Source organism: Novosphingobium sp. CCH12-A3, assembly GCF_001556015.1.
Lineage (GTDB): Bacteria > Pseudomonadota > Alphaproteobacteria > Sphingomonadales > Sphingomonadaceae > Novosphingobium > Novosphingobium subterraneum.
Map to the genome: position 1 here is coordinate 1 of NZ_LSIA01000098.1, position 10,274 is coordinate 10,274.

General features: G+C 60.5%; 11 protein-coding genes and 1 pseudogene. 7 read left to right on the forward strand and 5 right to left on the reverse strand.

The window, feature by feature from the left end:
* Positions 1–203: pseudogene (locus AX703_RS27825) on the forward strand (hypothetical protein); the annotation flags it as partial.
* Between the two features lie 141 nt (positions 204–344).
* On the opposite strand, the gene AX703_RS07345 reads toward AX703_RS27825, so the two are convergent.
* Both AX703_RS07345 and AX703_RS07350 read right to left on the reverse strand, forming a co-directional pair.
* Entirely contained in the window at positions 345–830 is a 486-nt protein-coding gene (locus AX703_RS07345) for a GNAT family N-acetyltransferase (protein WP_231735432.1), read from the reverse strand.
* A 27-nt stretch (positions 831–857) separates the two neighbouring features.
* On the reverse strand, positions 858–1,157 hold the full coding sequence (locus tag AX703_RS07350; protein ID WP_062343467.1) for a DUF1778 domain-containing protein: 300 nt from the start codon (positions 1,155–1,157) through the stop codon (positions 858–860).
* A gap of 75 nt (positions 1,158–1,232) precedes the next feature.
* On the opposite strand from AX703_RS07350, the gene AX703_RS07355 reads away from it, so the two are divergent.
* A complete protein-coding gene (locus AX703_RS07355) occupies positions 1,233–1,661 on the forward strand; it encodes an XRE family transcriptional regulator (RefSeq protein WP_231735433.1) in 429 nt (142 codons plus the stop codon).
* Between the two features lie 24 nt (positions 1,662–1,685).
* Here AX703_RS07355 and AX703_RS26520 read toward each other — a convergent pair whose 3' ends face one another.
* Positions 1,686–1,910 carry a hypothetical protein gene (locus AX703_RS26520; RefSeq protein ID WP_082734472.1) on the reverse strand — a complete coding sequence of 75 codons (225 nt, stop codon included), beginning with the start codon at positions 1,908–1,910 and terminating at the stop codon, positions 1,686–1,688.
* Between the two features lie 506 nt (positions 1,911–2,416).
* Complete coding sequence (locus tag AX703_RS07365; protein WP_062343469.1) at positions 2,417–3,664, reverse strand: ATP-binding protein; 1,248 nt, start codon at positions 3,662–3,664, stop codon at positions 2,417–2,419.
* 452 nt (positions 3,665–4,116) lie between these two features.
* On the opposite strand from AX703_RS07365, the gene AX703_RS07370 reads away from it, so the two are divergent.
* Together AX703_RS07370 and AX703_RS07375 are read left to right on the forward strand one after the other, a co-directional pair.
* A complete protein-coding gene (locus tag AX703_RS07370; RefSeq protein WP_062343470.1) occupies positions 4,117–5,160 on the forward strand; it encodes a DUF2493 domain-containing protein in 1,044 nt (347 codons plus the stop codon).
* Positions 5,161–5,591: 431 nt separating this feature from the next.
* Positions 5,592–5,903, forward strand: a complete 312-nt coding sequence (locus AX703_RS07375) for a hypothetical protein (RefSeq protein WP_062343471.1) — start codon at positions 5,592–5,594, stop codon at positions 5,901–5,903.
* 159 nt (positions 5,904–6,062) lie between these two features.
* Here AX703_RS07375 and AX703_RS07380 read toward each other — a convergent pair whose 3' ends face one another.
* Positions 6,063–6,290, reverse strand: a complete 228-nt coding sequence (locus tag AX703_RS07380) for a hypothetical protein (RefSeq protein WP_062343473.1) — start codon at positions 6,288–6,290, stop codon at positions 6,063–6,065.
* A gap of 256 nt (positions 6,291–6,546) precedes the next feature.
* Here AX703_RS07380 and AX703_RS07385 point away from each other — a divergent pair, with 256 nt between their 5' ends.
* The 3 genes from AX703_RS07385 (at position 6,547) to AX703_RS07395 (ending at position 10,201) form a co-directional block, all read left to right on the forward strand.
* Positions 6,547–7,860, forward strand: a complete 1,314-nt coding sequence (locus AX703_RS07385) for a site-specific integrase (protein ID WP_231735434.1) — start codon at positions 6,547–6,549, stop codon at positions 7,858–7,860.
* Complete coding sequence (locus AX703_RS07390; protein WP_062343472.1) at positions 7,857–9,065, forward strand: site-specific integrase; 1,209 nt, start codon at positions 7,857–7,859, stop codon at positions 9,063–9,065. The genes AX703_RS07385 and AX703_RS07390 overlap by 4 nt, the downstream gene beginning before the upstream one ends.
* A gap of 188 nt (positions 9,066–9,253) precedes the next feature.
* On the forward strand, positions 9,254–10,201 hold the full coding sequence (locus tag AX703_RS07395) for a nucleotidyltransferase and HEPN domain-containing protein (RefSeq protein WP_062343475.1): 948 nt from the start codon (positions 9,254–9,256) through the stop codon (positions 10,199–10,201).
* The last annotated feature ends 73 nt before the right edge of the window (positions 10,202–10,274 follow it).

The following is a 10,274-nucleotide window of genomic DNA, read 5'->3' on the forward strand; positions in this document are numbered from 1 at the left end:
GCGCGATTTCCGATCTGGTCCGCGCCGGGCTGATGACCCGGCACTATGCGGGCTACGCCACCAACCACAAGAACCGCGGCGGCGGACGTCACGCGGTTTATGTGGTCAAGCCAGGCGTCCTTGCGCTGCTGCGCAAACCTGCGCCGCCGCAGCGACAACGTCCAGGTCCTGCCAATCCCCAAGGCGAACTCTTTGCGGCCTGATCTATCCATGGTCGCTCCCGGCTATCCCGCCATGCAGAAAAGCGCGCGGCGAGGATCGGGCTTTGGCCCTACGCCCGGCCATAGGCCGAAGGTCCGAGCTCCGCGGTTATGGCTTCGGTCGTGCCCTGACTCAGCACGGGCTCAACGTTCTGCCGCTGCCAGGGAAGCAGCGATGGCGCCGATCGACTGGAACAGCACGAGTGGATCGTCGCGCGAAGGCAGGAAGCCCTTGCCTAGCCAGAAGGCTGCAGCCTCGTCATCGATGGCATTGACGATCACTGCCCGGCCGCCAACGAGGCGGGCAGCTTCCAGACACCGTCCCAGAGCGTGCCGCAGCAATCCCGAGCCGATGCCCTGTCCCGCCCATGCCAGATCGGTCGCGAGTTGACCGAGCAGCAGGCAAGGCACGGGATCGGGCGGTTGCCCCGTCCGGATGGACCGCGGCAGAATGCCGGGTATCACCGATGTCGGAGCCAGGCCGTAGTAGCCCACCACCCGCATCGCCTCATGCACGACCAACACCGCAGTAAACCCGCGCTCTTGGTTTGCGAGGGCGCGCCCCTTGAGCCAGTGATTGAGCGATGGCTTGCCGCAGTCGAAGTCATCGACTTCGTGAGCTGCGTTCAACAGTTCCGGCGCCGACAGGCCCAATTGTCAGTGCCGATCGTCCGAGGGCATGTCCCAAGGCGCCGGTCGTCTGAGCACATCGACGAGCGAGGGAACGGCCTCGGCAGGCTTTTCGAGCAGCGCGATGAATTCGGCAAACCCTTCGGTGCTCATCCGCACGAGCCTCTGGTCCATCAGCACATCCTCGGCGGCGCGCACCGCCGCTTCTCGCACGAAATCGGTTCGCGAGCGGCCGCGCGCAATTGCCGCACGATCGATCAGGGCAATGTCGGCATCAGGCAGACGCATCGATACCGGGTGATCCTTGCGTTCAAGGGACTTGGCCATATTCTATCTCCACAAGGCATCATACAGGGTGTATTGCAAAATGCAATACAGACTAATTGCGGTCGGACGGGGTCCATGAGCAATTCGGAATTCTTGAGTGACGTATCCGACCAACACGGTGTTTCTCCCCGGCGTCTGGCTGCGGCGCTCAGGACCGCCGAATCCGAGTTGGCCATTGTTGCCTGGGTCTCGCCTGAAGCGCTTACCAAAGCTGCCCGCATCGGAAGCGTGACACCGCAATCGCAGTTGGTTGAAATTTGCGGGATCATCGACCGGATCATTCCTTGGGCGGCCAGCGCGCCAACGGCCTATGCCTGGTACCGGTCGCAATCGCTGCCTTCTTTCGGTGATGCAACGGCTGAAGAACTCGTGCGTCAGGGATGGAGCAACAAGCTGCACGCTTATCTTGATCGGCTGAAAGATGGCGGCTTTGCCAGATTCTGGAGTGCTATGCTTCGCGCGATCGCACTTGCCGCGCGACGGGAAATCCGTGTAAACTATTGATAAAATTTAACATAAGATATATTATCAATGTGAAACGGGTGGCAGCGGCGACCGCTCGCGTCCCGCCGGTTTGTCCCACATTTTCCCCTCTTGCCAGGTTGTGGGATAAACCCGATCCTGTCCCGCGCTTTGGGTGCCGATCAGGTCGGCCTGCATTTGCTTCGATCTGCGGGCGGCGCATCCTACAGGCGACACCGCTCCGAGATCATCGGTCCCGAAGAAGCGTCGCATCTGGTCGTCGAATTCCATGTCTTTGCATTCGGATTTACAAGCGGCCTGATGACCTCGTCCGCCTCGTCGAGTGCAGAGCGCATCGCACAGCGGGTCCGGCGATCCCGGCGCAACGTGTTCATGCGATCGATTTTGGCGAATTTGGAGGCTATGACACGGTCGGGCGCGCACTTCTCCATCAGGTGCTGTCAGGCCGTCTGGTCCGGATTGGCTAGGGTCTTTACGCCAAGGCCGAGCCCTCGCCGCTGACCGGCGGGCCTGGGGATATCATCGGGATCCGGATCTTGGCGAGCGAGGCCGTCGAGCGGCTAGGCAAAATCGGTTTCGCCATCGAAGCTGGATACTGCCTACAATAGCAGGCGCTCGACCGAAGTTCCGACTGGACGCGCGCTGCAGTCTCAGCCCGGACCCGCCGACAGGTCGGCTACGATGGCCACTTTGTCGTCTTCCAGCGCATCGGATCTTAAAGGTTCCTACCGGATCGCAAGTGATGCTCAGCCAGCCTGATCACGCTTTTCGCATGGTCAGTTGGCCCAGAGCACCGATATAGGAACACCGGAAATCTTCTCACTGAACGGTCGCGGCCCGTCATGGTCGTGGAGCACCAGCCCACGAACGAATTTGTCGCCCGCCGCCTCTTCGAGTTTGCGCAGCCCCGAAAAGTCGCCGCGACGCAACGTCGCGGACGCCTTGACCTCGATGCCGACGACGCGTCCCTGTTGATCCTCGAGCACGAAGTCGACCTCGTCACCCTCTTTCGTACGAAAATGCGAGAGGGTCACGCGTGCATCGCTCCAGCCGATCAGCTTGCGTAGTTCAGACCCAACGAAGCTCTCGAGGAGCGGGCCAAAGCGCTCGGGATCTGTCTGCGGCGGTGCCGCGCTGAAGCGACGGAGCGCGGCCAGGAGGCCACTGTCAAGGAAGTGATGCTTCGGTGTCTTGATGAGGCGCGAGATACGATTGCTGAACCAGGGCGGCAGCGTGTCGATCAGGAACATGCGTTCGAGCGTCTCGATGTAACGCCCGACTGTCGCCCGCGAGATTTGCAGTGCCGACGCCATGTTGGAATGATTGGATAGCTGTCCCGACTGCTCCGCGAGCAGCCGGACTAACAAGGGGAGTTTTTCCAACTGGTCGATCGTAGCAATGTCGCGCACGTCCCGATCGAGGATCAAGGCGAGATAGTCGTCGAACCATTTGATCCGCCGCTTTCCGTCGGCGCGACCTATGGCTTCGGGATATCCGCCTCGGGTGACCAGCTGCGCCAGATCCTGCCCGACAACGGGTTCACCGATCACAATCGGATCGCCGCTGAAGAAGCGATCGATCGCATCGCCTGATCGTTCCAACAGCTCCGCCTGGGCGAACGGAAAGAGTTCGACGATCTCGATACGGCCCGCGAGCGAATCCCCTATCGTTGGCAGCGCCATGACATTGGCTGAGCCCGTTAGCAGGAAACGTCCCGGGGTTGTGTCGGTATCGACCGACTGCTTGATCACCAGCATGAGTTCGGGAGCTCGCTGGATTTCGTCGATGACCGCACCCTCCAGGTTCCGGATAAACCCGACCGGATCGCTCTTGGCGTTGGCAAGAATAACCGGGTCATCAAGCGACAGGTAGGGGCGACGCTCGTGAACGAATTGTCGCACAAGGGTCGTCTTGCCCGCTTGGCGCGGACCTTCGACCAGCACGACGCGCGTATCCTCGAGTGCTGTCGCCACAGCCGTCTCTGCACGGCGCGGTACGAGCGGCAATTTTGGAGATGCGATCATGGCCAATTGCTACATCAAAGTGCGTCCAATCGTCAATATAAGCCTGACCAATCGTCAGTCTATATCCGTCCCATCGCCAACCCAGCCCTCTCACAGCCGCTTGATCAGCGAAGAGTAGCGGTGTTTTGCGGTTAACCCCGAACGCCCCTGCTCCTTTCAGGTTCAGGGTTTCGGGGGCAAAACCGTAATCTCTCTCTCATCTCGGTGGCTGAACGAAATCAGCATCGCCATAGCATGACGCCTGGGAGATTGGCGGCCGTCAAGGATCGCGGGTGCCCCCCGATTTTGGCCTGCTGCGGCTAGCGCCTTGCGATCAAAAATCGGCTCCCCCCACGCCCGCTATTCGCGGCGGCAGCGCGTGCGCGCCGCCGTCCCTGACTGCCTGACTCCGGCGTCCTTCAAGGCAGATCTTTCATCAGCGTGATGAGAGAAAATTCCTTTTGGAGGTTATCATGACGGACCGTTTCTCGAACTTTGCCGACCTTGCTGAACACTATGCGCGCGAAATCGCCACGCCCGACTACGCCCGGGCGTTCATGGAGCAGACCGAACTGGCCAAGCTCTCGATCGAGCATGAGCCGAGCGCAGCTGAAATGCCCGACCCGGAAGCGGCGCAGGCGGCGATCGAGATCATGCTGGCAACGGTCTTCGACCTGTTCCGCGACACCCGGATGGAGGACTTCGCCAGCGAAGTCGCCTGGGGCATCGCCAACAGCTTCCATGTCGTGGCCAAGCGCCTCGATGACCGCGAGGATGCAATGGCGAACCGGCTGCAGGAGAAGCTGCGCGAGTATGATCCGAGTGAGGTCTATGCGACCGACCTTGAGGACCTCACGATGCAGGCCCGCAGCCTCGCCGAATGCCGCGACGCGATGGAATGCATGCGCGACCATGCCGCGCGGATCTACCTCGTCGAAGCCGGCCGTCCGTTCTCGCCGATCCGGGGTTCGCGGGTGTCCTCCAAGACCAATGCCTCCATGATCGAAGCGCGCGATTATCTCGCGGCACAGAAGGCGCAGCGGCGCGAGCAGTTCGCCCCCTCGGGTCCGGTCGTGGTGTTCTCGGGCGGGCAGCAGTTCACCGACATTGCATTGGTGGAAGACTACCTCGATGCGATCCACACCCGGGTGCCGTCGATGGCGCTGGCAACGACTGCGCAGAACAAGGGCGCGGACGTGATCGCAGCAGCATGGGCCTCGCGCCACAATGTGCCGGTGATCCTGTGCAAGCCCCACACCTCGAGGGGACCTTCAGCGCCCTATCAGCGCAATGCGCGCATGCTCGCCTTCAAGCCGGTCGAAGCGGTGGTGTGCAGTGGCGGCGGCATCCAGGCGAACCTCGCTGACCGGTTGCGTGAGGCGCGCATTCCCCTTCACATCGTGCGCGATGCTTCGGCCCAGAACGAGGCTCCGGCGGCGAAGGCCAAGGCTCCAGCGCAGGCTGAAAGCCCGGCAATGAAGCGCGTTGCCAATGGCGACGATCTCCCGCCGTTCTGAGCGGGGCTGATCCGTCTTCATCAATCAGAAGGGTGTCCGGTCTCACCGCCGGATGCCCTTCATTTTTGTCGATCGGGACGCGCGCAATCATGGGCCGGCTCGCTCGTTTCTTGCCCTCGCCAGTGACGGCCTGGCGGCCTGCTGGCGGCGTGCGCGAAGCCTTCACATCAGCCGGGCCGACAAGACCAGTTCATGGGGCGACCGGGGGCCAACCAACAGGGTTGAACACTCTCGCAGAATTCCAAGCATGATGGCCGCCATTGGCCCGCGTCAAGAAGGGCGGTTCCCCCAATTTTTACGCCTGAAGAAGGCGAAAAATCGGCTCCCCCACCTCCGCTGGCGCGGCGGTCCGCGAGCGGCCCGTTCCTGACCCGGGCCAAGTTCGGCCATCCTTTGAGGTGCCTCTTCAATTCCTTTGACAGGAGGCTCAGATGAACGCTCTTACCAAGACCCTCGACATCCCGGCTTTCGACCACATCAGCTATGACGCCGCCATACGCGCCGCGACTATCCGGGCCCAGCACAGCTTCTTCGACAGCCATGTCATTGAGGACAAGTTCGGCTGCTTTCTCGCCATCGACGAAGGCGACTACAACGCCCTGCCCCAGGACCTGATCGACCGGATCGTCCATTCCGTCCCGGGTATGATGGCCGACGACTTCGACGAAGCGAACATCGCCCGTGCCGCAAGCTTCATGAGCGTGGTGATGGATCCCGAGTGGGACGCGAAATGCCCGTTCTGAAATGATCATCGACCGCTGCGCCGGAGGGCTCTTGAGAAGCTCTCCGGCCACTCTTTTTGCGAACCTGGAAATAGCGCAGCCGGCGCCCCCTCGCCTGCCTGCGGACGCAGGCAGCAACTTTGGGAACCCCGGCTACGCTGGCCTCTGTGGAGGCCGGCTTCAGCTTGCCCGCAGGCGCTTCTCCGCTTCGTCCAGACCGAGCTTCCCAAGAGCGGCGAAGAATGCTTCGACCCTCTCGAACGGCGCCTTGCCGAGAACCGATTTGTGCATCAGTTCGACACTCGCTGCCCGCTCGCTTTCGCGCAGTTTTGCCTCGCGCGTTTCCAGCGCTTGACGCTCCTTTGCGATTGCCTGTCGTTCCGCTTCAAGGCTTCCTTTCCTGGCCATGATGATACCTCGTGGGTTGGTGCTGAAACCTCCCGCGCCAAAGATTCCAAGCAGTGTCTGCAGTGGCAAGCCCTTTGCCACCAGTCCTGGAAATAAATCTTGCGACCCCGTCCTGAAATCAGCGGTACTCATTGGCTTAAAGACAGGTGGTCAAAGCCCGAATCCATGCGCCAGAAAGACCAGAAGCCAGTCACCAGATACAAGGTATCGGATTATGGGGAAGATTTGCACACCCTACACGGCATAAGCCGTAAAAATGGGAAAAAATGCAGCAAAATCAATAGAAACAACCTTGAAAGCGCTCGACAGTTTGGGTGCTGCCGAAGGCCATCTGGTCCCCAGAAATGCCGATAATTCAGATACTTTGCCCGAGAGTTCGAATGGTTCTGGTGGCGATTTGGTCCCCAATCCGCTTTTGCCCGGATTCCGAGCATTTCTGGACGGCAACCTGGCTCGCCGGAAAATGCCGCATGGACCCGGTGAGTACGACGTATGGGATACAGAGCTTGCGGGTTTCGGGATGCGTATTCGTGCTTCCGGCAATCGCTACTGGTTTGTCCGTCTGCGCCGACGTGGCAGGCATTGCCGCGTTTCCTTGGGCAAGGTCGACGTGGTCGATGCGCAGACGGCGCGTGGCGAAGCGCGCAAGCGCCTTGCCGAGGTCGCCCTTGACGGACTGCCAAGACGAGCGAGCAGCAAGATCGCGCCCTTGTTCGCTGACTACTTCCATGAGTTTTGGACGGATTACGCGCGGCATTGGAAGGCATCGACCCAGGCACGCAATGCCGCTGCATACAAGCAAGACCTCCTTCCCCGTTTCGGCAAGATGCGGCTCGATCACATCGGAAGGTCGGACATCGTGCGCTGGCGCGACGATTGCGCCACCGTGTGCGAAAGCCGGTTCAATCGGGCAGTGCCGGTCATGGCGGCCATGTTCAAATATGCAGAGCAGCTCGGGTACATCCGACGAGCCTCGAACCCATGCAGGGGGATGCCTCGCTTCAAGACCGAACTGAAAGAACGATTTCTCAGCCCGCAGGAATTTCGCCGAATGGCTCGAGAGCTTGACGCGGACGAAGCCACGTACCCTGCGCAAGTCGCCATCGTCAGACTGCTGATCTTCACTGGCGCGCGTATCAGCGAAATTCGAGATCTTGAATGGGACTGGGTAAAGTTGCCACGCCTGATGCTACCCGACAGCAAAACGGGCCCGAAGACCATCTGGCTGAACAGCCAAGCCGTCAGAATATTGCAAGCCGTTGAACAACGACCCGACACCAAGTTTGTCTTTTCCAACCGGTCCGGTACTCGCCCCATCAAAATCGGAAGCTGGTGGCATCCGTTCCGCAAGCGATGTGCGCTGCCTGACGTTCGTGTCCATGACCTGCGCCACAGCTTTGCCTCGGTCGCAGTCCGGGAGAAAATACCGCTCGCCACCATCGGCGGCCTGCTCGGCCACGTCCTGCCGGAAACCACTGCCCGATACGCGCACCTTGCGGATGAAACGATTGCCGAAGCCGCTTTGCGTGTTTCGAGCGGAATTGCAGGTTCGTTAGGACTTTCGGCATGACCAGTCTTTCCCTCAAGCAGATCGTCGAGAAGGCGCTCGCCGAGATCGGCGTTAGCCCAAAGCTGGCGCCACCGCCCAAGGGAAGGCCACGGAAGACGACCTGGATCGCCGCCGAGAACGGCCTTGGCATTCGCCACTACGCCAGTGGTCGGCATGTCTACATTGTTCAGACGCGGATGGGTGGGAGCTTGCGGACGATCACCATCGGCCCAGCGTCGGTCATCACGCGGCATCAGGCGGTGATGGTCGCGCGCCGGGTAATTGCCCACGCGCTTGTCGGTCATGATCCGGCAACGTCGCGCCAGCGCATTCGCAATTCACCGCGCATCGGCGATTTCATGCGCGAGTATTGGGAGAAATGCTCGCCAGCTTGGAAGGAGACCACGCAAGAAGCGGCGACGGGCTATCGCCGCTGCCACATCGACGAAGCATTCCCGGAGGCGTTCGTCGATAGCTTGAGCGAGGCCGAAGTGACTAAATGGTTCGTGGGCTTGACCGACCGGTCCGGGCCAAGCGCAGCAAACCGCTGCCTCGAAATTCTGCGGGCAGCGCTCAACAAGGCGGAGGAATGGGGATACCGGATCGAGAACACCAACCCGTGCTACGCTGTCCGTCTGAACCGCAAGAACCATCGCAACCGCTTCTTGTCCGACGATGAGCTGGCCCGGCTTGGCGCTGTCCTGGCACAAGCGCGTGAAGGCGACGACCGGACCGAGCAAGCCTATGCATCGGCGATCCTGTTGCTCGTGCTGACAGGCTGCAGAGTGAGTGAAATTCTTGGCCTGCACTGGTCTGACCTCAAAGGCTTTCGCATTCGCCTTCGCGACAGCAAGACCGGACCACGGACGGTCTGGCTCGGGGATGAAGCTCGGGAGTTGATTTTGGCCCTGCCCCGCTGTGGCAAGAATCCGTGGATTTTCTGGAACTGGCGTTCTCACCGCCCAATCCACAGCATTCAGGGCCCTTGGGAGAAGTTTCGGGATGAGGCTCGCCTGAAGGACGTGCGACTTCACGACCTGCGCCACACTTACGCCAGTCATGCCGTCATGGGCCGGGAGAGCTTGCCCATGATCGGTCGCCTGCTGGGCCACGCGACGGTAAAATCCACGTCACGCTATGCTCACTTCGACGATGCGCACCTCTTGGATGCGGCAGAGGCAGTAGGTGCCGCGATCGAGCGGGCCATGCTGACTGGCCGCGTCTGAGGCGATGTCGGCTTGCGTCTCGGTTTGATTTGGCTGGTCGCCGAGCACGTCGGGCAGAAGATCGAGTGGAGTATGGACGCAAGGTGACTTGAAACGACGGAAGCAGTTTGAAGAATGCAGGTCCGGAAGTGGCGCGCGGCCTTTGGCCCCTTGCCTTTCCGGGTTCGGAACGACAGGGTAACCTTCTGATGCGGCACGATCTCGATCATCTTCCGGCGAACAAGCAGCGCGAGCTTGAGCGCGTGCGTCAGTTGATTTTCGAGGAGTTCGAGGATGTTACCGCCTGCGCTAGCGAAAGCCGCAAGAAAGCTGGCCGTATCCTCAAAGTCATTCTCTACGGCAGTTATGCCCGCGGTGGATGGGTCGACGAGCCGCACACCGCCAAGGGGTACAAGTCCGACTTCGACCTGCTGATCATCGTCAATCACAAGGACCTGACCGATCGGGTCAAGTACTGGTCGCGGCTCGATGAACGCCTGATGCGTGAGTATGGGATCAGCGGAACGTTGAAGACGCCGGTGAATTTTATCGTTCATACGCTGGGCGAGGTGAACGATGGCCTCGCGCACGGGCGCTACTTCTTCATGGACGTCGCAAAGGACGGTATCGCACTTTACGAGGCTGACGATACCGAACTGCATACGCCGAAACCCAAAACGCCGGAGCAGGCTCTGGCGATGGCGAAAGAGTATTTCGAAGAGTGGTTCCCTGCCGGTGCGGGGCGCGTGAAGCTCGCACGTTTCGCGGTGGAGCAAACCTTGGTTAAGCACGCTGCCTTTGAATATCATCAGGCAGTTGAAAGCCTATATCATTGCGTCTTGCTGGTAGTGACGTTCTATTCCCCCCATGTGCACAACCTCGGATTTCTGCGCACGCAGGCTGAGCGCATTGATCGTCGCCTCACCTATGTCTGGCCGTCGGACAACCGGAAGCAGCGCGGGATGTTTGAGAAGCTCAAGGAAGCTTATGTCAAAGCGCGCTACTCGAAGCACTATCGGATCACGGCTGAGGAGTTGGCTTGGCTCGGTGAGCAGATCGAGGAATTGGGCCGCGTGGTGCACATAGTTTGCACGGAGCGCATTGCTGCATTGGAGGATCTGGCTGGAACCCGAACCGCAACACGCGCTGGGAAGTGATCGAGGTTGCGGACGTGTACGAACATGACGTAATCGCGGAGGGTCCGACTAGGGCACAATCAGGGGATTACTG